This is a genomic window from Rhodococcus sp. NPDC003322 (genome assembly GCF_053589555.1).
The window spans coordinates 1-21,762 of sequence record NZ_JBSFSC010000005.1 but is presented as its reverse complement, the minus strand read 5'-3'; the positions used below and the strand labels follow the sequence as shown (position 1 = coordinate 21,762).

The window sequence follows — 21,762 nt, the reverse complement described above, 5'->3', positions numbered from 1 at the left end:
ATTCACAGCAAAAGGCGCTCAGTCCGCGATGTCGGGCTCGGCGGCGGTGGCCGAGCGGGGCGCCGGATCCTCCGCGAGGATGCGGTAGATCGAGCGACGCGCCTCGGCGAGCACCTCGCCCGCGGCCGCGGCCTGTTCGGAGGTTCCGGCGGAGCCGACCTGCCGGACCGCGCTGGTCAGCTGACCGAGCAGTGCCCGCAACTCCTGGGCGGGCCTGCCCACCGCCGCGCGAACCTCATCCCACGGGTTGCCGAGGTCGGCCCGGTGCTCTTCGACGTACGCCGTCCCGGCCTCGGTCAGGCGCGCGGTCTTGCGGCCGGCGACCTTCTCGATCAGCACCAGACCCTCGTCCTCGAGCTGCGCGAGCGCCGGATAGATCGAACCGGGGCTCGGCTTCCACACGCCGTTGCTGCGTTCGGCGATGCGCTGGATCAGTTCGTAGCCGTGCATCGGCTCCTCCCCGAGCAGCAGCAGAACCGCCGACCGGACGTCGCCGCGTCGACCGCGGCCGCCGCGGCCTCGACCGCGGCCGACCCGCTCGCCTGCCGGGTCCTGGGCTCCGCGCCGGAAGCCGGGACCGTAGTGCCCTCGCGGGCCGTAGTCCCCGCGGGGACCGAAATCCCCTCGCGGGCCGTAGTCGCCCCGGGGGCCGTAGTCACCACGGGGACCGAAATCCCCTCGCGGACCGTAGTCACCACGCGGACCGAAGTCTCCTCGGGGACCGAAATCGGCTGCACCGGAGCCCGATTCGTCAGGACCGGGGGCGCCACCTGTAGATGGCCCGAAGTCGCGTCGAGCGTCGCGACCGATGCGGCCCGGCCGCCTGCCACGCCCTCGGCGATCGAAATCTCGCTGGAAGTTCTCCATGTTGGATGTTCCTCTCGTAATTCGGACCACGGGGCGTACGTTCGCCTCGACCGCGTCCATATCGACACGTCCACGATATATCGGCAATAGGTCTACGACAACCCACGAAGTGGTTCAACTCACAGCTCAGCAGTCCCCGGCGCTCTCCGGCGGCTCGAAGCCCTCGGGCCAGCGCGTGCGGTCGTCGTGACAGATGCCGTCGAGCACTGCATCCGTCAGCGCCACCCCCGTGAGGTTCGCGCCGGCGAGGTTGGCCCCCGTCAAGACCGCCTGCCCGAGGACCGCGTCCGACAGATCGGACTCGGACAGGTCGGCGCGGGCCAGGTTGCTGCCCTGGAACCTGACGCTGCTCAGGTCGGTCTCGGAGAGGATCGCCTCGAAGAAGTTGTCGCCGGACAGATCGAGGCCGGACAGATTCTGGCCCGCGAGGTCGATGCCCTGGAAGGCGTTGCGGATCGGGTTGCCGTCAGGGTCGAGAGTGAGGTCGACACTGCGGTCACGGACGAATCGGAGATTCTCCACCCGCTCCGCGGCCGCCTGTCGTTGGTCGTCGATCCGGGCCTGCAACACCAGGGTGCCGACGCTGACCACCGCGCCGGCGACCAGGCCGACGACGATCTCGCGCACCCAGCTCCGGACCTCTTCCTGGGCCTCGGCCTGCTCCTCCTGCTCCTCAGCCTCGCGCTCCAGGTCCGCCCACGACCGGGACGAACGCGCGACCGACTCCTGCCGCGGCCGCGTTCGCTTCGACTCGTTCAGGCGCATGGCCGCATGCTAACGGCCGCCTGCAGCGAAACCGCGCATTCCGCGGCCGGTCACCACACGGGTGTGAGGCCACTCATTACCCGGTCAGCGCCGCCCGCACCCGGTCGGTGTCCGCCTGCGTCCAGCCCGCGGGCGACAGGATCTGCGCCCACATGTCGGCCGCCTCGGGGCCGTAGGCATGGCCGTGGCCGGCCGGCACGTCCGCCGAGAACACCATGTCGAGGGTCACCTGCCAGAACGTGACCAGGGGCATCCAGCTGATGTTCGGATCCACGTCGCGGCCCCGCGGCTCCTCGAGCCAGTCCGGCTTGTTGAACAGCAGCGAGGGCGACCACCACACGATCGGATCGCTGGCGTGCTGCCAGTACACGACCCGTCGGGGTCCCCACTCGGTTCCCAGGTCGAGATCCTGCGGGTCGGACGCGAACCGCACTGCCCGACCCCCGTCGATCACCGGCAGGATCTCGGTCGAACCGGCGTCACGGTCCGCCGTCACCTCCTGCCACTGCGGGGTGAAGTTCGGCGTTCCCACCCACAGCGCCCCGTCGACGCGGGTGGCCATGTCCTGATAGCCCGCGAACGCGTTCTGGCCGCCGTAGGAGCCGAGGCTCTCGCCGAAGACGACCAGCTTCGGCCGAGTCTCCGTCGGCAGGTCGATCCAGCGCGCGAACACCGCGTTGAACAGCGCCCGGCCCGCGACCTGCGGCGTCTGCCGGTCCGCGATGAAGGCCAAGGGGCTCGGCAGGAACGAGTACTGCATCGACGCGATCGCCGTGTCGCCACCCTCGATGTACTCGAGCGAGGAGGCGACGTTCTGGTTCACCCATCCACGACCCGTGGTGGTGTTGACCGCCAACACCTTTCGTTCCCATGCCTTCGTGCGGTCGAGTTCGGCAACCACCAGGTCCGCGACCTCGGCGACCGAGTCCGCGGACTCGCGGCCGGCGTAGACGCGAATCGGTTCCAGTGCCGGGCGTCCGGTGACCGCGGTGATGGCGGCGGCGTCCGGACCGCGTCCGACGAAGGTCCGGCCCTCCTGGCCGAGGGTGTCCCAGGCCTGAGCGGACGCCGGTGACCCGCTGCGCTCGGGTGCCGTGGGCTCCGTGACGCCCTCGGCCGTTGCGGTGTCGGCCCCCGAAAAGCTCCAGTTGGCGAACGCGATCAAGCCGTTGTACAGAGCGCCGTTGATCACCAGCACAGCGAGCACGACCGCCGCGATCAGACCTGCGACGTTCGCGGCAGCACGAGGCACGTACCGCCTGGCGAACCGGCTCATGCGAATGGTGCCTGCGCGGATACCGCGGGCAGCCGACAGCAGCACGAACCACACCACCACCGCGACGACGAACACGAACAGCGCGTGACCGCTCTCGGTGTGCTCCACGGACACCAGATCGCGAACCTGGTTCTGCCACACACCGCCCAGGACGAGGAGCACCGGGACGGTGATCACCGCGGCTGCCCCGAGCAGCCACCAGCCGATCCGGCGGGTGCGCGGCGACCACGCGGGGCTCACGCCGCAGCCGCGCACCAACCAGGCGGCGAGGCAGCCGATTCCGTAGCCGATCGCCACCGAGATCCCGGTCGCGAGACCCTGCAGATACCAGGCCCGCGGCAGCAGCGACGGGCTCATCGACCAGGTGAAGAACAGCAGCGCCGTCGCGAGCCCAACGGGATGGAGGCGACCAAGATAGCGCCGCAACCGATCCCAGCGGCCCGGCGAGGCGGGCGCGGGGACCTCGTCGTCGACGACAGTGTCCAGAGCAGTGGTCATGGTCGAGAAGACTAGACGGTCCGGGCGTCATCCGACGCGCAGCGGATCGATCTGCACCCGAACCGATCCGGGCTCCCGGCGCGCGCTGCGCGCCGACTGGGCCTGTGCGAGCGCCCGCGCCAGTGCGCCGCCCGCCCCGCGCGGCACCCGCAGCAGCATCCGCTCGACCTCGTCCGGTTCGGGGTCGTCACCGTGCAGCGGCAACCGCTCCCCCGGTGGCAGCGGCACCGGCCCGAGGACCTCCACCTCGTCCGGCAGCGCCGCCGCCGCGAGCAGACTCTCGATCGCCGCATGTCCGCCGTCGACTGCCGCCATGTGCACGGTCGGCGGGAAGCGGACCTCGGCACGCTGGTCCAGCTGCGACTGCGCCGCGCCGGCCGGGTCCCAGCGCACCAGTGCCTGAACGACCGGGATCGACGCGTCCGCGACCACGACCACGCGGCCACCCTCGGAGGCCGGTCGCACCAGCGCCCCTGCGGTCATCCACCGGCGCAGGGTCTCCTCCTCGGCGCGCAGGTCTGCGCGGCCGAGGAGCGCCCACCCGTCGAGCAGCAGTGCGGCGCCGTACCCGCCGGGCATCACCGGTTCCGCCCCCACCGTCGAGACGACCAGCGCCGCACCGGGTTTCACCGTGGTTAGGACGTCGCCACCCCCGGAGGTCCGGACGGGCACGCCGGGGAACGCGCGACCGAGCTCCTCCGCGGTGCGACCCGCACCGACCACCACGGCACGCAGTTGCCGCGAACCGCACGCGCCGCATCGGTGCGTCGCGTCGGCGACGCCGCACCAGCGGCAGCTCGGGGTCCCCGCCCCGTCCGGCCCGGCGGCGGCAGGCAGCGAGAGCGGACCGTTGCAGTGTCGGCACCGGGCCGGAGCGCGGCACTTGCCGCAGGCGAGCGAGGGGACGTACCCGCGCCGGGGCACCTGCACCAGCACACCGGCACCGGCGGAGAGGGCCTCACGAGCGGCCGAGAACGCGATCGCGGGCAGCCGCGCAGCCCTCGCACCGGGGTCCCGCGCGAGCGCGTGATCGCTGTCGGCGAGCGCGGTGACCTGCGGGGCCCGCGCCCGCACCACGGCCCGGTCGGCGACCAGGTCGTTCGCCCAGCCGGTGTCCACGAGGGCCTGCGCCTCCGCGGTCCGCGAGTGTGCGGCGACCACTGCCGCACAGCCGGTACCGTGGGCGCGCAGCAACGCCACCTCACGCGCGTGCGGGTAGGGCGACCGCGGCTCGGCGTGCAGGTCGTCGCCGTCGTCCCACACCACGATCAGCCCGAGATCGGGCACCGGCGCGAACACCGCGCTCCGGGTGCCGACCACCACCTTCGCGGTGCCCCGCAGCGCGGCGAGCCAACGGCGGTAGCGCACGGCCGGTCCCAGGCCCGCCGCGAGCGGCACCACCAGATCGTCGCCGAGGATGTCCACGCACGCCTGCGCGACCCGGTCGAGGTCCTTCTGGTCGGGGACCACGAGCACCGTCGACCGGCCGCCCTGCGCGACCACGGCGGCGAGTTCGGCGAGCCGCCGCGGCCAGTCCTCCCCCGGCAACGCCTGCCAGACGGCCCGCGGTCCGCGACCACCACCGAGGGCGGTCAGGAAGCTGTCGCCGTGCCGGTACGCCGTCCACGGGTGCGGGTCCACGGGGTCCGCGGTGACCTCGGCGGGCTCGGGCGCCGGTTCGGCCTCGACCCGCGCGTGGCGCGGCGGGATCGCGAGCCGCAGCACGTCCGCGCGGGTGCCCGCGTACCGGGCGGCGACGGCGTCGACGAGGGTCGCGACCTCGGGCGTGAGCACCGGTTCGGACGACACCACGCGCTCCAGGTAACCCAGTTTGCCGGGATGCTCGCTCGTGGCGGCGCGGTCGAGCAGGAAACCGTCGACCAGGCGCCCGGAGAACCGGATCCGCACCCGCACCCCCGGCTCGGCCTGCTCGTCCATCTCGCGCGGGACCAGGTAGTCGAACACCCGGTCCAGGTGCGGCAGCGGCAGCATCGGCAGCACCCGCGCGACCGGCAGCTCGGCCGCGGCCTCACGGGCGGCGGTCACGCGCCCCACCGGGCACAAAGACGCGAGCCGCCCACCGGGATCGGTGAGCGGCTCGACGCAGAGATCACTTACAGCCCGGCGGCCGCGCGCAGCTTCTCGGCGCGGTCCGTGTGCTCCCACGGCAGGTCGACGTCGGTGCGGCCGAAGTGGCCGTACGCCGCGGTCTGCGCGTAGATCGGGCGCAGCAGGTCCAGGTCGCGGATGATCGCGCCGGGACGCAGGTCGAAGATCTCCGAGATCGCGGCCTGGATGCGGGCCGGGTCGGTCTTCTCGGTGCCGAACGTCTCGACGAACAGCCCGACCGGGGCGGCCTTGCCGATCGCGTACGCGACCTGAACCTCGATGCGGTCCGCGAGGCCCGCGGCGATCGCGTTCTTCGCCACCCAGCGCATCGCGTACGCGGCCGAGCGGTCCACCTTCGACGGGTCCTTGCCGGAGAAGGCGCCGCCGCCGTGGCGGGCCATGCCACCGTAGGTGTCGACGATGATCTTGCGGCCGGTCAGGCCGGCATCGCCCATCGGGCCGCCGAGCACGAACTTGCCCGTGGGGTTGACCAGCAGGCGGACGTTCGAGGTGTCGAGGGTCTCACTGGCGAGATCCGTGAGCACCGAGCCGAGCACCTTCTCCCGGATGTCCGGGGTGAGCAGGTTGTCCAGGTCGATGTCGGCGGCGTGCTGCGTGGACACGACCACCGTGTCGAGGCGGACCGGCCGGTCGCCGTCGTACTCGATGGTGACCTGGGTCTTGCCGTCCGGACGCAGGTACGGCAGCACGCCGGTCTTGCGGACCTCGGTGAGGCGGCGCGAGAGCCGGTGCGCGAGCGCGATCGGCAGCGGCATCAGCTCGGGCGTGTCGGTGCACGCGTACCCGAACATCAGACCCTGGTCACCGGCGCCCTGACGGTCGATGTCGTCGTCGGAGCTGCCCTCGACCCGCGCCTCGTGCGAATGGTCGACGCCCTGCGCGATCTCCGGGGACTGCGCGCCGATCGCGATGTTCACGCCGCACGAGTTGCCGTCGAAGCCCTTCGCCGACGAGTCGTAGCCGATCTCGAGCACCTTGTCGCGCACGATCTTCGGGATGTCCGCGTAGGCGGAGGTGGTGACCTCACCCGCGACGTGCACCTGGCCGGTCGTCACCAGCGTCTCGACTGCGACGCGGCTGCGCGGATCCTGTTCGAGCAGGGCGTCGAGGACGGAGTCGCTGATCGCGTCACAGATCTTGTCGGGGTGACCCTCGGTCACGGACTCACTGGTGAATAGCCGACTACCGGACTTGCTCACAGATCTCCCTCTCACCAACTGACGTTGTGTACCGGACACGACCCTAGTGCCTGGCTGTACGGATAAGAACAATTCGAATCAGGCAACCGGGCACCGGTTGCCGCGTATGACTTCACAGTACGAGTATCCGGCTCACCCGGCACCCGCAACCCGCGTGGCTAGCCGGAAAGCAGGTCGGTGACCGCATCGAGCACCCGACTCGCCATCAGCGCCTTCGAGCCGTGGGCGAGCGCGTGCTCCGACCCGTCCGAGGCGAGCAGCCAGCCGTCGTTGCTGTCCACCTCGAACGCCTTGCCGTCACCGACGGCGTTGACGACGAGCAGGTCACAGCCCTTGCGGGCGAACTTGGCCCGGGCATGGGTGAGGACGTCGCCCTGCGCGTCCCCGGTCTCGGCGGCGAACCCGACGATCCGGATACCGGCGGGCAGGTCACCGTCGCGGCGGGCCTGGACCAGTCCGGCGAGGATGTCGTCGTTGCGAGTCAGCGGGATCACGTCGGGCTCGTCGGCGCCCTTCTTGATCTTGGCGGCCGCCACCGTCGACGGCCGGAAGTCGGCCACCGCGGCGGCCATCACGACCGCGTCGGCGGCGGTTGCAGCACCGGCGGCGGCGCCGATCCCGGCAGCTCTGTCGACCGCCACCTTCATCTCCTGCGCGGTCTTGACCCGGACCACGTCCACGGCGGCCGGATCGGCCAGCTCCGCGGTGTAGCCGGCGATCAGGGTGACCTGGGCGCCACGCTGGGCGGCGAGCCGGGCGATCGCGTAGCCCTGCTTGCCCGAGCTCCGGTTGCCGAGGAACCGCACCGGGTCGAGTGGCTCGCGGGTGCCGCCCGCGGAGACCACGATCCGCTTGCCCTCCAGGTCGCGCGGCAGCCCGTCCGCGCGCTCCATCAGCAGGTTCGCCAGCGCGACGATCTCGTCCGGGTCGGGCAGCCTGCCCGCGCCGGTGTCCTTCCCGGTCAGCCGGCCCGACGCCGGTTCGATGACGACGACCCCGCGCGACCGGAGGGTGGCGACGTTGTCGACGGTGGCGGGGTGCTCCCACATCTCGGTGTGCATCGCCGGCGCGAACAGCACCGGGCAGCGGGCCGTGAGCAGGGTCGCGGTCAGGAGGTCGTCGGCGCGGCCGTGCGCGGCGCGCGCCATCAGGTCGGCGGTGGCGGGCGCGACGACGACCAGGTCGGCCTCCTGCCCGAGCCGCACGTGCGGGACCTGTGGTACGTCGGCGAACACCTCGGTGTCCACCGGGTTGCCCGACAGGGCCTCGAACGTGGCCCTGCCGACGAACTCCAACGCCGCCGCGGTCGGCACCACGCGGACGTGATGACCTGCCTCGGTGAAGCTGCGGATGATCGAACATGCCTTGTATGCGGCGATACCGCCGCTCACCCCGACGACGATGCGTCGCGGTGAACCGGCGGTATCGGAATGTGAATCCGTCACGGACGTCACAGTATCCGCACGTGTGCGGGGCTGGCGGAGTGGGTCACTCCGCTGTGAGAGGAGCGGGTCACTCGCCCTCGGTGTGCTCGAGCAGGTCCGAGTGGATCTCGCGCATCGCGATGGACAGCGGCTTCTCCTGCAGGCCCGGCTCGACCAGCGGGCCGACGTACTCGAGGATGCCGTCGCCGAGCTGGTTGTAGTAGTCGTTGATCTGCCGGGCCCGCTTGGCCGCGTAGATCACCAGAGCGTACTTCGAGGAGGTGCGCTCGAGCAGCTCGTCGATCGGCGGGTTCGTGATGCCCAGCGGGGTGTCGTAGGCCGGGATGCCGTGACGATCGGTCGCGACGGTGGTTGCGCTCACTAGGTCTCCTGGTGGTGCGGTTGAGAACAGACGAAATTACGACAAGAGGTGCTATCGCTTGTTGCCGACCAACAAGGATACCAACTCGTCGCAGGCTCGGTCGACGTCGTGGTTCACGATCACCTCGTCGAACTCGTCCTGGGCGTCGAGTTCGACACGCGCGGTCTCCAATCGCCGCGCGACGGCTTCCTCGGATTCGGTGCCGCGGGAGGTCAGCCGCGAGACCAGTTCCTCCCAGCTGGGCGGCGCCATGAACACGAGCACCGCCTCCGGCATCGCGGCCCGGACGGCGCGGGCGCCGGCCAGGTCGACCTCCACCAGCACCGGGTGTCCGGCCTCCATCGCGGCCCGCACCGGGGCGGCCGGGGTTCCCGACCGCTGCAGTCCGCCGTGGATCTCTGCCCACTCGAGCAGGTCGCCGTCTGCGATCATCCGATCGAATTCGGCCGGCGTGACGAACCGGTAGTCACGGCCGTCGACCTCGCCGGGTCGCGGGTCTCTCGTCGTTGCAGACACGCTGAAGACCAGGTCGGGGAGCCGGTCGTGGAGCTTGCGCACCACGCTCGACTTACCGACGGCGGAGGGGCCGGCCAGTACCACCAGCCGGCCCCTCCGCACTGCGTTCTCCCCCGCCGCGGGCGGCGGGGTGGTCTCGCGGTCTGACACGTTGTATGCGTCAGCCACCTGTGAACTCAGGCCTCGAAATCGAACCTGGTCAGCAGGGCCTTGCGCTGGCGATCGCCGAGGCCGCGCAGGCGGCGGGTCGGGGCGATCTCCAGCTCGGTCATGATCTCCTGCGCCTTGACCTTGCCCACCTTGGGCAGGGCCTCGAGCAGGGCCGAGACCTTCATCTTGCCGAGGATCTCGTCGTTCTCGGCATCCTTGAGGACCTGCTTGAGGTCGGTGCCGCCGCGCTTGAGGCGCTCCTTGAGCTCAGCCCGGGCCTTACGGGCGGCAGCCGCCTTCTCCAAAGCAGCAGCGCGCTGCTCATCGGTCAACTGGGGAAGGGCCACGGTTCCTCCGTCTCGTCGTGTGCAATGTCTACAACCCCCGGATAACCAGGGGCGATAGCGACCGTACTCACGCCGGGCGCCGATTGCTAACCCACCCCCGGGACGGCGGCGTCGAACCGGGTCGGCTATGCGAGGCCCGCCTCGACCTCGTCGCGGACCCGCTGCGCCGCCCCTCGCAGCCCGGTCACGGACGGACCGTGCTTGAGGACGTCTCGAGAAGTGTTGGGCAGCAACAACTCTCGCGATCCTTCGAAAATCTCTGCGAGATCCGTCACGGTGGCGCCCTGCGCGCCGAGGCCGGGAGCGAGGATCGGGCCGGAAAACTCCGACAAATCCAGGCCATGGCCGCGGGTCGCCCCGACGACCAGGCCCACCGTGTCGTTGCCGTCACGGTTCTGCGCCACTGCGGCGTCCACGATCGACTGGGCCACCGACGGCCCCTGCCCGGCACCGGACGGACCCTGCCCAGCGGAAACGCCGTCAGCGGCGGTCCTGGCGCCCTGCAACACCCCACCCTCGGGATTGGAGGTGCGGGCCAGCGCGAACAGTCCCCTGCCGGTCTCGGTGGCCAGCGCGACCGCCGGATCGAGCGCCCCGAAACCGAGGTACGGCGACACCGTCACCGCGTCCGAAGCCAGGGGCGAGCCGTCGCCGAGCCATGCCTGCGCATAGGCCGACATCGTCGAGCCGATGTCGCCGCGCTTGGCGTCGGCGACCACCAGGGTGCCCGCCTCCCGCAACGCCACGATCGTGCTCTCGAGCACCGCGAAGCCTGCGGAGCCGTACGCCTCGAAGAACGCCACCTGCGGCTTCACGAGGGCCACCTCGCCTGCGAACGCCTCGACGCAGATCTCGGCGAACGCCCCGAGTCCCGCGGCGCTCCGCGGCAGCCCCCACGCCTCGAGCAGCGGCGGGTGCGGGTCGATGCCGACGCACAGCCGACCCCGGCTCCGGACCGCGGTCCGGAGCCGGTCGCCCCAAGCGGGTTCGGTCACGAGGTCTGCTCGCGCAGCACGGCGTGCAGGTCCTGCAGCGAACGCACCCCGATGTCACCGCGAATACCCGCCTCGATGCCCTGGACGGCCGCGGAGGCGCCCTGGACGGTGGTGATGCACGGGATGTTCGCCGACACCGCCGCGCTGCGGATCTCGTACCCGTCGACGCGCGGTCCCGAGTTGCCGTACGGCGTGTTGATCACCATGTCGACGTCGCCGGCCTTGATCTGGTCGACGATCGTCAGCGCGCCCTCGGGCAGGGTCTCCCCGGAGTGCTTGTGCACCTGCTCGCACTCGATTCCGTTGCGGCGCAGAACATCCGCTGTCCCTTCGGTCGCGAGGATCTCGAAACCGAGGTCGGCGAGCCGCTTGACCGGGAAGATCAGCGACCGCTTGTCCTTGTTCGCGACGGAGACGAACACCCGGCCGCTCGTCGGCAGCGACCCGTAGGCCGCGGTCTGGCTCTTGGCGAACGCGGTACCGAAGTCCTTGTCGATGCCCATCACCTCGCCGGTCGACTTCATCTCCGGGCTCAGCAGGGTGTCGATGCCGGTGCCGTCGGCGCGACGGAACCGGTTGAACGGCAGCACCGCCTCCTTGACCGCGATCGGCGCGCCGTCCGGCGTGGTACCGCCGTCGCCCTTCGCGGGCAGCACCCCGGAGGCCCGCAGGTCGGCGATGGACTCGCCGAGCATCACCCGGGCGCACGCCTTCGCCAGCTGCACCGCGGTCGCCTTGGAGACGAACGGCACGGTCCGCGACGCGCGCGGGTTGGCCTCGAGCACGTAGAGGATGTCGTCCTTGAGCGCGTACTGCACGTTGAGCAGGCCCTTGACGCCGATGCCCTTCGCGAGGGCCTCGGTGGAGCGGCGCACGTTCTCCAGGTCGGCGCGTCCGAGAGTGATCGGCGGCAGCGCACAGGCCGAGTCACCGGAGTGGATGCCTGCCTCCTCGATGTGCTCCATCACGCCACCGAGGTACACCTCGGTGCCGTCGCACAGCGCGTCGACGTCGATCTCGACGGCGTCCTCCAGGAACCGGTCGACGAGGACCGGGCGGTCGTCGGAGATCTCGGTGGCACGGGAGATGTAGTCCCGCAGCGACTGCTCGTCGTAGACGATCTCCATGCCGCGGCCGCCGAGCACGTACGACGGACGCACGAGCACCGGGTACCCGATGCCCGCGGCGATGTCGCGGGCGCCGTCGAAGGTGGTGGCGGTGCCGAACTTCGGCGCGGGCAGGCCGGCCTCGGTGAGCACGCGACCGAACTCGCCGCGGTCCTCGGCCAGGTCGATGGCCTCGGGGCTGGTGCCGACGATCGGGACCCCGGCCTCCTTGAGCCGCCGCGCCAGACCCAGCGGGGTCTGGCCGCCGAGCTGCACGATGACGCCGGCGACGGTGCCCGACGCCGACTCCGCGCGGAACACCTCGAGCACGTCCTCGAAGGTCAGCGGCTCGAAGTACAGCCGGTCCGCGGTGTCGTAGTCGGTGGAGACGGTCTCCGGGTTGCAGTTGACCATCACGGTCTCGTATCCGGCCTCGGACAGCGTCAGCGCCGCGTGCACGCACGAGTAGTCGAACTCGATGCCCTGGCCGATGCGGTTCGGGCCGGAGCCGAGGATCAGCACCTTCGGCTTGTCTCGCTGTTCGGCGACCTCGGTCTCCGCGTTCGGGTCCAGCTCGTACGTCGAGTAGTGGTACGGGGTCCTGGCCTCGAACTCGGCGGCACAGGTGTCGACGGTCTTGTAGACCGGGTGCACCTTCAACTCGTCGCGCAGCGCACGAACGGCGTCCTCCCCGGCCCGGTCGTCGCCGAGTTCGGGGCGCAGTGCGGCGATCTGGCGGTCCGACAGGCCGTGGTACTTGGCCTGGCGCAGCGTCGGCTCGTCGAGGTTCTCGGCGGCGCGGATCTGCTCGCCCAGCTCGTGGATCTGCTGGAACTGGTCGAGGAACCACGGATCGATCTTGGTCGCGTCGAACAGCTGCTCCACGGTCGCGCCGAGCGCGAAGGCCTTCTGGATGCCGTACATGCGGCCGTCCTGCGGGACCGACAGGTCCTTCAGCAGGGCCTCCAGGCTCTCGGCCTCGACCTCGGGGCCGGTCCAGTAGCCGGCCCGCTTGGTCTCCAGCGAGCGCATGACCTTGCCGAACGCCTCGGTGAAGTTGCGGCCGATGGACATCGCCTCGCCGACCGACTTCATCGTGGTGGTCAGGGTGCCGTCGGCGCCGGGGAACTTCTCGAAGGCGAAGCGCGGGGCCTTGACCACGACGTAGTCGAGCGTGGGCTCGAAGCAGGCCGGGGTCTCCTTGGTGATGTCGTTGACGATCTCGTCGAGGGTGTACCCGATGGCCAGCTTGGCGGCCATCTTCGCGATCGGGTAGCCGGTCGCCTTCGACGCCAGCGCCGACGAGCGGGACACGCGCGGGTTCATCTCGATGACGACGAGGCGGCCGTCGGCCGGGTCCATCGCGAACTGGATGTTGCAGCCGCCGGTGTCGACGCCGACCTCGCGCAGGATCGCGATCGAGAGGTCGCGCATCTTCTGGTACTCGCGGTCGGTGAGCGTCATCGCCGGGGCGACGGTCACCGAGTCACCGGTGTGCACACCGACCGGGTCGACGTTCTCGATCGAGCAGACGATGACCACGTTGTCGCGGCCGTCGCGCATGAGCTCGAGCTCGTACTCCTTCCAGCCGAGGATGGACTCCTCGATCAGGACGTTCGCGGTCGGGGACGCGGCCAGGCCGCCACCGGCGATGCGCTCGAGGTCCTTCTCGTTGTACGCCATGCCGGAGCCGAGGCCGCCCATGGTGAAGGACGGCCGCACGACGACCGGGTAGCCGAGCTCGGCAACGGTGTCGCGCACCTCCTCCATCGTGAAGCAGACCCGCGAGCGGGCCGACTCGCCGCCGACCTTGGCGACGATGTCCTTGAACTTCTGCCGGTCCTCACCGCGCTGGATGGCGTCGAAGTCGGCGCCGATCAGCTCGACGTCGTACTTGGCGAGGATGCCGCGCTCGTGCAGCGCGACGGCGGTGTTCAGTGCGGTCTGCCCGCCGAGAGTGGCGAGCACGGCGTCGATCTTGTTGCCCTGCTCGGCTTCTCGGGCGATGACCTTCTCGACGAAGTCGGCGGTGATCGGCTCGACGTAGGTGGCGTCGGCGAACTCCGGGTCGGTCATGATCGTGGCCGGGTTGGAGTTGACGAGCGAGACCCGCAGGCCCTCCTCGCGGAGCACGCGGCACGCCTGGGTGCCGGAGTAGTCGAACTCGCAGGCCTGGCCGATGACGATCGGTCCGGAACCGATCACCAGGATGTGCTGAAGATCTGTGCGGCGTGGCATTAGTTCTTGGCTCCTTCGAGCAGGCTGGTGAAGCGGTCGAACAGGTACGCGGCGTCGTGCGGGCCGGCCGCGGCCTCGGGGTGGTACTGCACGGAGAAGGCGGAGCCGTCGAGCAGACGGACACCCTCGACCGCGCCGTCGTTGGCGCAGGTGTGGCTGACCTGGGCGCGACCGAACGGGGTGTCGAATTCCTGACCGGCCTCGCCCTCGAGTGCGAACCCGTGGTTCTGCGCAGTGATCGCGATCCGGCCGGTCTCGTGCTCGACCACCGGGATGTTGATGCCGCGGTGACCGAACTTCATCTTGTAGGTGCTCAGTCCCAGTGCGCGGCCGAGGATCTGGTTGCCGAAGCAGATGCCGAACAGGGGCAGGCCCTGTCCGAGGACCTCCTTGGTCAGGTGCACCGCACCGTCCGCGGTCGCCGGGTCGCCGGGGCCGTTGGACAGGAACACTCCATCGGCGTTCAGGTCGAGGATCTGCTGGAGACTCGCCGTGGACGGCAGCACGTGCACGCGGATGCCGCGCTCGGCGAACATCCGCGGGGTGTTGGTCTTGATGCCGAGGTCGATGGCGGCGACGGTGAACCGTGCCTCGCCACCGATCGGTTCGATGACGTAGCCGGCATCGGTGCTGACCTCGCGGGCCAGGTCGGCGCCGAGCATCGACGGCTGGCCCTGGACGGCCGCGAGCATGGTGGCGTCATCGGTGAGCGCACTGCCGGAGAAGACACCGGCGCGCATCGAGCCGCGGGTGCGCAGGTGCCGGACCAGGGCGCGGGTGTCGATTCCGGCGATGCCCACGACGCCCTGGGCGACCAGCTCGTCCTGCAGCGACCCGGTCGATCGCCAGCTGGAGGTGCGGCGGGACGGGTCACGGACCACGTAGCCGGCGACCCAGATCTTGTTCGACTCGCCGGACGCCTGCGGTCCGGCGGACAGCGCCTCGCCGTCCTCGCCGTTCCAGCCGGTGTTGCCGATCTGCGGCGCGGTGGCGACCACGATCTGGCGGTGGTAGCTGGGGTCGGTGAGCGTCTCCTGGTAGCCGGTCATGCCGGTGGAGAACACCGCCTCGCCGAGGGTCTGTCCGACGGCGCCGAATTCGACGCCGCGGAAGATCCGTCCGTCCTCGAGGACCAGGGCCGCGGGCCCACCATGCACGATGCTCACGCTTTCTCTCCGTTCAGCAGCCATCACTGGCTCACTTCGTTCACCCAGACCGGGTACACGGTCTTGTCGTCTCCACGGAATCCGGTGTCGATCTCCGTTCCGGTGGGCAGCTCCCACCGGATCACCAGGACGCCGTCCTTGCTCATGACCTTGCCCGCCAGGCCGCGCTCGGTGCGGATCGCACGGATCGACTCCTGCGGGATCCAGATCGCCGATGCCCCGTCGCGTTCCAGCAGGACACCACGCTCGTGGCGGCTGAGCTGTCCGGTCGCGCGGAACCCGAGGTCCCCGACCGCGATCCGGTCCTGCCAGCTCGGCGCGAGCGTGCTGCCGACGTACAGCCCGGTGCTCGGGGCGATCAGCTGGGCACCGAGGTCGGCCGGCACCGCGGGCAGTTCCCCGACCCGATCCTGCTGGCGCTTGGCCCGGCCCTTCCAGCCCCAGTACATCAGTGCCACGAACAGCACCCACACCGCGATGAACCCGACGGTGATCAGCACCCGGCTCATCGCTGCACCTTCCCGTCGAGCACGGTCGGCTTGCCGCGCAGCAGCGTGGCGGTGACCTTGGCGCCGAACGTCATCGCCTCGTAGGGGGTGTTGTTCGCGATCGAGGCGAGGTCGGGCCCGTGCACGATCCATTCGCGGCTCGGGTCGACCAGGGTCAGGTTGGCCGGCTCGCCGACCGCGATCGGACGGCCCTGGTCGGGCAGTCCGACGATCTCCGCGGGGCGTTCGCTCATCACCTTCGCGACGCCACGCCAGTCGAGCAGGCCGGGCTCGACCATGGTCTGCGCGATGATCGACAGCGCGGTCTCGAGCCCAAGCATGCCGGGCCGCGCCTGCGCGAACTCGCAGCACTTGTCCTGCTCGGCGTGCGGGGCGTGGTCGGTGCCGACGCAGTCGACGGTGCCGTCGGCGAGCGCCGCGCGCAGTGCCTCCACATCGGAGCGTTCGCGCAGCGGCGGGTTCACCCGGTTCACGCCGTCATAGGTCTCGAGCCGCGAATCGTCGAGCAGCAGGTGGTGCGGGGTGACCTCGGCGGTGATCGAGATGCCCTGCCCCTTGGCCCATTTCAGCAGTTCGACGGTGCCCGCGGTGGACGCGTGGCAGATGTGGACTCGGGCGCCCGCGTCCCGGGCGAGCAGTGCGTCCCGGGCGACGATCGACTCCTCCGCGGCGCGCGGCCAGCCGCCGAGGCCGAGACGGGCGGCGGTCGGGCCCTCGTGCGCGACGGCACCGACGGTCAGCCGCGGCTCCTCGGCGTGCTGGGCGATCAGGACGCCGAGCGCACTGGAGTATTCGAGGGCGCGGCGCATGATCAGCGGGTCGTCGACGCAGTGGCCGTCGTCGGAGAACATCTTGACCTGCCCGACGCCGCCGGCCATCATCGCCATCTCGGCGAGCTGCTTGCCCGCGAGACCGACGGTGACCGCTCCGACGGGATGGACGTCGACGAGGCCGACCTCCTGCCCGAGGCGCCACACGTGGTCGGTGACGACCACGGAGTCGGCGACGGGATTGGTGTTGGCCATCGCGAACACCGCGGTGTAACCGCCGAGCGCGGCGGCCGCCGACCCGGACTCGATGGTCTCGGTGTCCTCACGGCCGGGCTCGCGCAGGTGCGTGTGCATGTCCACGAAGCCCGGCAGCAGGATCTGGCCCGCGGCGTCGACGACGGTCGCGCCCTCGGGTGATTCGAGGCCTGCACCGATCTCGGCGATCTCGCCACCGCGGATCAGCACGTCGGTCGGCTCGCCCTCGCCGTAGATCCGGGCACCGGTGATGAGGACTTCGGGAGAGCTCACAGCGCCGCCCCCTCCTCGGTTCCGACCAGCAATCCGAACAACACGGCCATGCGGATGTGAACTCCATTCGTAACCTGCTGCAGTACAGCAGTTTTCGGTGAATCTGCGACGGCGGACGAGATCTCCATGCCGCGGAGCATCGGACCGGGGTGCAGCACGACCGCGTGCTCGGGCAGCTGCGCCATGCGCTTCTCGGACAGCCCGTAGGTGACCGAGTACTCGCGGGGCGACGGGAAGAACCCGCCGTTCATCCGCTCGGCCTGCACCCGCAGCATCAGCACGGCGTCCAGGCCGGGCAGTTCGGCGTCGAGCGAGTGCGAGACCGAGACGGGCCAGGTGGACACCCCGACGGGGAGCAGGGTCGGCGGCGCGACCAGCACCACCTCGGCACCGAGCATGGCCAGCAGGAAGGCATTCGAGCGGGCCACCCGGCTGTGCAGGATGTCGCCGACGATCGCGATCCGCTTGCCGGCGATCTCGCCGAGCCGCTGACGCAGGGTCAGTGCGTCGAGCAGCGCCTGCGTGGGGTGCTCGTGGGTGCCGTCACCGGCGTTGATCACCGCGGGTCCGTCGCCGTCGGCGCCCGTCCACTCCGCGATCCGGTGCGCCGCACCCGACGCGGGGTGTCGCACGATCAGCGCGTCCGCGCCGGCGGCGTGCAGGGTCAGCGCCGTGTCGCGCAGCGACTCCCCCTTCTTCACCGACGAACTCGAGGCGCTGACGTTGATCACGTCCGCGCTCATCCACTTGCCGGCGACCTCGAACGAGACGCGGGTGCGGGTGGAGTTCTCGAAGAACACGGTCATCACGGTGCGACCGCGCAGGGTCGGCAGCTTGCGGACCTCACGGCCGAGCAGCGCCTGCTGGAATCGTTCGGCCTCGTCGAGCAGTGCGGTGGCCGACTCCGCGGTCAGGTCGGTGACCGAGAGCAGATGCTTCACTGGGCGGTTCCCTCATTCTCTCCGCTGCTGAGCGTGACGGCATCGACGCCGTCCTGTTCGACCAGCAGCACCTGGACGTCCTCGCTGCGCGCGGTGGGCACGTTCTTGCCGACGTAGTCGGCGCGCAGCGGCAGTTCGCGGTGGCCGCGGTCGACGAGAACCGCCAACTGCACGGCCTGCGGGCGACCGAGGTCGCGCAGCGCGTCCAGCGCGGACCGCACCGAGCGGCCGGAGAAGAGCACGTCGTCGACGAGGATCACCAGCGCGCTGTCCACGCCGCCGTCCGGCACCGAGGTGCGCTCGAGCGGCCGGTGCGGCTTGGTACGCAGGTCGTCGCGGTAGAGGGTGATGTCGAGGGAACCGACCGGTGGCCGGATCCCGGAAAACTCTTCGATCTTCGCCGCGAGGCGGTGAGCGAGCGTTGTGCCGCGGGTCGGGATCCCGATCAACACCACCCGAGGTGGATCGGTCTCCGCGTCGAGCGCGGTCTTCTCGATGATCTGGTGCGCGATCCGGGCGATCGTGCGACCGACGTCGGCTGCGGAGAGCAACTCGCGGCCGGAGGGCTTGGGCGCCCCGGGTTCTTCGTGCGCCGAGGAGTCGGCAGGCGTGGACAAACTGGACCTCCTTCTCCGCCTCTCGGGACGGGTCGTTAAAGGATGTCTGACGTCGCTCAGCCTATCAGCGCGGGCCTCGATCACCCGCACCCGCACGGGGTGTGCTCAGCCACAACACCCGGAACGACCGAAGGGCACCTTCGTACGGTCGGACCGTACGAAGGTGCCCTTCGGCCAGGCGGAGCCGAGGTGTTCGGATCAGGCGTCGTCCGTGTTCGCCGACTGCTGCGGCGAGGCAGACTGCGCGGTCGCCGCCGCCGCCGCCCGCACCTGGGGTGCGACCAGGACGACCTGCCCGAGGATGCCGTTGACGAACCCCGGCGACTCGTCCGTGGACAGTTCCTTGGCGAGCTCGACCGCTTCGTCGACGGCCACCACCGGCGGCACGTCGGTCGCGTGGAACAGTTCCCAGACCGCGATCCGCAGGATGGCGCGATCGACGGCGGGCAGCCGGTCGAGCGTCCAGTCCTGCAGATGGTCCGAGATGACCCGGTCCAGCCGGTCCAGGTTCTCCGCGACGCCGGTCACCACGGTCACCGTGTACGGGTTGACGGGCGCGACGGTGTCGTCCTTGGTGGACAGCTCGACACGCTCGGCCGCGAGGTTCACCGGGTCGAGGTCACGCGCCTCCGCCTCGAACAGGAAGTCGACGGCGCGCTTGCGGGCCTTGTGCCGGGCCCCGAACTTCTTCTTGCTGTCGGTCACGCTACGAGTTCACGCGACCCAGGTAGTTGCCGTCACGGGAGTCGATCTTGAGCTTGTCGCCGGTGTTGATGAACAGCGGGACCTGCACCTCGGCACCGGTCTCCAGGGTTGCGGGCTTGGTGCCGCCGGTGGAGCGGTCGCCCTGCAGTCCGGGATCGGTGTGCTGGACCAGCAGCTCGACGGTGACCGGGAGCTCGACGAACAGCGGCTCGCCCTCGTGCGTGGCGACCTGGACCTGCATGTTCTCCAGCAGGAAGCGGTGGCCGTCACCGACGGTGGCCTCGCCGATCGAGATCTGGTCGTAGGTGTCGCCGTCCATGAAGACGTAGTCGCTGCCGTCGTGGTACAGGTACGTCATGTCGCGGCGGTCGACGGTCGCGGTCTCGACCTTGACGCCGGCGTTGAAGGTCTTGTCCACGTTCTTGCCGGAGAGCACGTTCTTGAGCTTGGTGCGGACGAACGCGGGGCCCTTACCCGGCTTGACGTGCTGGAACTCGATGATCTGCCAGAGCTGGCCCTCGATCTTCAGCACGAGCCCGTTCTTGAAATCACTGGTGTCAGCCACTGGCTTCGCGTCTCCTTTAGACGATTGTCAAATCTTTGCTGGTGAGCGTGAGGAGCTCCGGCTCCTGCTCGCGAACCACGAGGGTGTCCTCGATCCGGACGCCTCCGCGCCCGGAGAAGTACACCCCCGGCTCCACGGTCACCGCAGCACCGGCTAGCAGTGTACCGGTGCCGCCCTTGCCGATCCCCGGCGCTTCGTGGATCTCGAGGCCGACGCCGTGTCCGAGACCGTGCAGGAACAGCTCCCCGTAGCCCGCCTCCTCGATCACCGCACGGGACGCAGCGTCCACCGCGCCCACCTCGATGCCCGGCGCCAACGCCGCCCGGCCTGCCGCCTGCGAGCGCAGCACCAGGTCGTACACGTCGCGCTGCCAGGCCGCCGCCGACTCGAGCACGAAGGTACGGGTCATGTCGGAGTGGTACCCCGCGACGGTCGCACCGAAGTCGAGTTTGACGAAGTCCCCCGACGCCAGCACCGCGTCGGTGGGCCGGTGGTGCGGGATCGCCGAGTTCGCCCCGGCCGCGACGATCGTCTCGAACGAGATGCCGTCGGCGCCGTGTTCGAGCATCAGGAACTCGAGCTCCCGGCCGACCTCCCGCTCGGTCCGACCCGGCCGGAGGCCCCCGCGCTCGATCAGCACCGCCAGGGCCAGGTCCGCCGCTGCGCAGGCCCGACGCAGCAGACCGATCTCGTGTTCGTCCTTCACCTCACGCAGCCGTTCGACCAGGCCCGGGCTGCGGGTCAGGGTCAGGTCGGGCGCCGCGGACTGCCACGCCGCGAGGGCGTCGACGGTCACCACGTGACTCTCGAAACCGACCCGCACCCCGTCCCGCTCGGCGAGGCTGCGGACCAGCGCGCCGGCGCTCGACCGGTCGATCAGGGCACGCAGGTCCGGCACCTGCTCACCGACCTGGGTGACGTAGCGACCGTCGGTGCAGATGATCGTGCCGTCCTCCGCGCCCCGCTCGTCGCCGCGGTCGACGATCAGCGCCGCGTTCGAGCCGGTGAACCCGGTCAGGTAGCGGATGTTGAGCAGGTCGGTGACCAGCAGAACGTCGAGGTCGCGGTCGGCGAGCAGGTGGCGCAGGGCGGCACGTCGCGCCGCATGGTCGGCAGAGGACATGTGTTCAACGTACGACAGGTCGAGCCCGATCCGGACGAGGGCGATCGTCCGATTCGCCGGATGTCTGTCACCTCGAGTGTCGGTTGGGTCACAACGCGAACGTGATGCTCGTTACGCTGTCCGCATGAACCCCTGGATTGTTCGTGGTCTCGGTATGGCTTTCGTGCACGTCGTGACGCGCGTCGTGCTCGGAATCGCCATCACCGCGTGGCCCCTGCACGGCTCCCTGATGCGGTGGCTCGGCATCATCGTCGTCGTTCTCGCGGCCCTCGTCTGGGCGGGCATCGACGGCATCCGCGACGCCCGGGCGCATCCGGCCGAGGGCGACGAGGCGGACCTGACGATGCGGTGGCTCAAGGCCGCGGCGGTCGCCGGACTGCTCTCGGGCGCGGTCTGCTGGCTCGTCGGCGCCGTCTCGGACATCGCGCTCGGCGAGAACTCGCTGTTCTTCGAGCTGACCTCCGGCGCCGCGTTCACCCTGCTGCTCGTGTTCGTACCCGCGATGCTCGCGGTCGCCGTGGGCCGGTTCATCGCCCACCGGGACGCGGAGAAGGGCGAGCGGGCGGCCGTCGCCGCCCCGGCCCAGGTGCCGGTCGCGGTCGGCGCGGCGGGTGCCGCCGAGGCGACCGATCAGTGGGCGCACGAGGATCAGTGGTCGGACGAGAGCGGCGACGGGTACGGGTTTGCCGAGGGCCCCTACTCGGACGACAACCCGACGGAGATCTTCCGGCCGGCCGGCCATGGCGACGAGCAGGGCCGCCATCACACAGACGACGCGTCCGCCGACACCGAGGTGTTCCGCGCCGTCCAGCCCCCGAAGGAGTAACGAGAACCACGCCGTCGTGAGCGACCTTCCCCCGCGGGCCCATTGCGGGGCACACATCCACGCGCACTCGCCCTCCGCCCCGACCAGGACGCCCCTCTCGCCGTCGGCCAGCAGGGCAT

The 21,762-nt window shown here is 70.4% G+C and carries 20 protein-coding genes; 1 reads left to right on the top strand and 19 read right to left on the bottom strand.

Going from position 1 to position 21,762, the window contains the following annotated elements:
- Positions 1–18 precede the first annotated feature (18 nt).
- From ACWDUM_RS19605 to ACWDUM_RS19515, 19 genes are all read right to left on the bottom strand, one after another.
- Positions 19–867: a helix-turn-helix transcriptional regulator gene (locus tag ACWDUM_RS19605; protein ID WP_450135237.1), complete on the bottom strand. Its 849-nt coding sequence runs from the start codon at positions 865–867 to the stop codon at positions 19–21.
- Between the two features lie 126 nt (positions 868–993).
- Positions 994–1,632: a pentapeptide repeat-containing protein gene (locus ACWDUM_RS19600; protein ID WP_450135236.1), complete on the bottom strand. Its 639-nt coding sequence runs from the start codon at positions 1,630–1,632 to the stop codon at positions 994–996.
- 76 nt (positions 1,633–1,708) lie between these two features.
- Positions 1,709–3,406 (bottom strand): alpha/beta hydrolase, encoded by a 1,698-nt coding sequence (locus ACWDUM_RS19595; RefSeq protein ID WP_450135235.1) that lies wholly within the window; start codon positions 3,404–3,406, stop codon positions 1,709–1,711.
- A 27-nt stretch (positions 3,407–3,433) separates the two neighbouring features.
- Positions 3,434–5,398: a primosomal protein N' gene (locus tag ACWDUM_RS19590; protein ID WP_450135664.1), complete on the bottom strand. Its 1,965-nt coding sequence runs from the start codon at positions 5,396–5,398 to the stop codon at positions 3,434–3,436.
- Positions 5,399–5,520: 122 nt separating this feature from the next.
- Positions 5,521–6,735 (bottom strand): methionine adenosyltransferase, encoded by a 1,215-nt coding sequence (metK, locus tag ACWDUM_RS19585; RefSeq protein WP_450115641.1) that lies wholly within the window; start codon positions 6,733–6,735, stop codon positions 5,521–5,523.
- Positions 6,736–6,893: 158 nt separating this feature from the next.
- Complete coding sequence (coaBC, locus tag ACWDUM_RS19580) at positions 6,894–8,189, bottom strand: bifunctional phosphopantothenoylcysteine decarboxylase/phosphopantothenate--cysteine ligase CoaBC (RefSeq protein WP_450135234.1); 1,296 nt, start codon at positions 8,187–8,189, stop codon at positions 6,894–6,896.
- Between the two features lie 58 nt (positions 8,190–8,247).
- A complete protein-coding gene (gene rpoZ, locus ACWDUM_RS19575; RefSeq protein ID WP_378506277.1) occupies positions 8,248–8,541 on the bottom strand; it encodes a DNA-directed RNA polymerase subunit omega in 294 nt (97 codons plus the stop codon).
- Between the two features lie 51 nt (positions 8,542–8,592).
- Entirely contained in the window at positions 8,593–9,159 is a 567-nt protein-coding gene (gene gmk, locus ACWDUM_RS19570; RefSeq protein WP_450135663.1) for a guanylate kinase, read from the bottom strand.
- A gap of 74 nt (positions 9,160–9,233) precedes the next feature.
- The gene (gene mihF / locus ACWDUM_RS19565) at positions 9,234–9,554 is read right to left on the bottom strand and encodes an integration host factor, actinobacterial type (protein ID WP_050066004.1); all 321 of its coding nucleotides are present in this window, start codon (positions 9,552–9,554) and stop codon (positions 9,234–9,236) included.
- A gap of 125 nt (positions 9,555–9,679) precedes the next feature.
- The gene (gene pyrF, locus ACWDUM_RS19560; RefSeq protein WP_450135233.1) at positions 9,680–10,549 is read right to left on the bottom strand and encodes an orotidine-5'-phosphate decarboxylase; all 870 of its coding nucleotides are present in this window, start codon (positions 10,547–10,549) and stop codon (positions 9,680–9,682) included.
- Positions 10,546–13,893, bottom strand: a complete 3,348-nt coding sequence (carB, locus tag ACWDUM_RS19555) for a carbamoyl-phosphate synthase large subunit (RefSeq protein ID WP_450135232.1) — start codon at positions 13,891–13,893, stop codon at positions 10,546–10,548. The genes pyrF and carB overlap by 4 nt, the downstream gene beginning before the upstream one ends.
- Positions 13,893–15,059: a glutamine-hydrolyzing carbamoyl-phosphate synthase small subunit gene (gene carA, locus ACWDUM_RS19550; RefSeq protein ID WP_450115637.1), complete on the bottom strand. Its 1,167-nt coding sequence runs from the start codon at positions 15,057–15,059 to the stop codon at positions 13,893–13,895. Before carA ends, carB begins: the two co-directional genes overlap by 1 nt.
- 23 nt (positions 15,060–15,082) lie before the next feature.
- Positions 15,083–15,568 (bottom strand): PH-like domain-containing protein, encoded by a 486-nt coding sequence (locus ACWDUM_RS19545; RefSeq protein ID WP_450115636.1) that lies wholly within the window; start codon positions 15,566–15,568, stop codon positions 15,083–15,085.
- Positions 15,565–16,866, bottom strand: coding sequence for a dihydroorotase (locus ACWDUM_RS19540; protein ID WP_450135231.1), 1,302 nt, complete (start codon positions 16,864–16,866; stop codon positions 15,565–15,567). Before ACWDUM_RS19540 ends, ACWDUM_RS19545 begins: the two co-directional genes overlap by 4 nt.
- On the bottom strand, positions 16,863–17,807 hold the full coding sequence (locus tag ACWDUM_RS19535) for an aspartate carbamoyltransferase catalytic subunit (RefSeq protein ID WP_450115634.1): 945 nt from the start codon (positions 17,805–17,807) through the stop codon (positions 16,863–16,865). The genes ACWDUM_RS19540 and ACWDUM_RS19535 overlap by 4 nt, the downstream gene beginning before the upstream one ends.
- The gene (pyrR, locus tag ACWDUM_RS19530) at positions 17,804–18,424 is read right to left on the bottom strand and encodes a bifunctional pyr operon transcriptional regulator/uracil phosphoribosyltransferase PyrR (RefSeq protein WP_450135230.1); all 621 of its coding nucleotides are present in this window, start codon (positions 18,422–18,424) and stop codon (positions 17,804–17,806) included. Before pyrR ends, ACWDUM_RS19535 begins: the two co-directional genes overlap by 4 nt.
- A 198-nt stretch (positions 18,425–18,622) precedes the next feature.
- Positions 18,623–19,129, bottom strand: a complete 507-nt coding sequence (gene nusB / locus ACWDUM_RS19525) for a transcription antitermination factor NusB (RefSeq protein ID WP_450115632.1) — start codon at positions 19,127–19,129, stop codon at positions 18,623–18,625.
- A gap of 1 nt (position 19,130) precedes the next feature.
- Positions 19,131–19,694, bottom strand: a complete 564-nt coding sequence (gene efp, locus ACWDUM_RS19520) for an elongation factor P (protein ID WP_450135229.1) — start codon at positions 19,692–19,694, stop codon at positions 19,131–19,133.
- Between the two features lie 16 nt (positions 19,695–19,710).
- Positions 19,711–20,817 carry an aminopeptidase P family protein gene (locus ACWDUM_RS19515; RefSeq protein WP_450135228.1) on the bottom strand — a complete coding sequence of 369 codons (1,107 nt, stop codon included), beginning with the start codon at positions 20,815–20,817 and terminating at the stop codon, positions 19,711–19,713.
- A 124-nt stretch (positions 20,818–20,941) separates the two neighbouring features.
- Here ACWDUM_RS19515 and ACWDUM_RS19510 point away from each other — a divergent pair, with 124 nt between their 5' ends.
- Positions 20,942–21,643, top strand: a complete 702-nt coding sequence (locus tag ACWDUM_RS19510; RefSeq protein WP_450135227.1) for a B-4DMT family transporter — start codon at positions 20,942–20,944, stop codon at positions 21,641–21,643.
- Positions 21,644–21,762 lie beyond the last annotated feature (119 nt).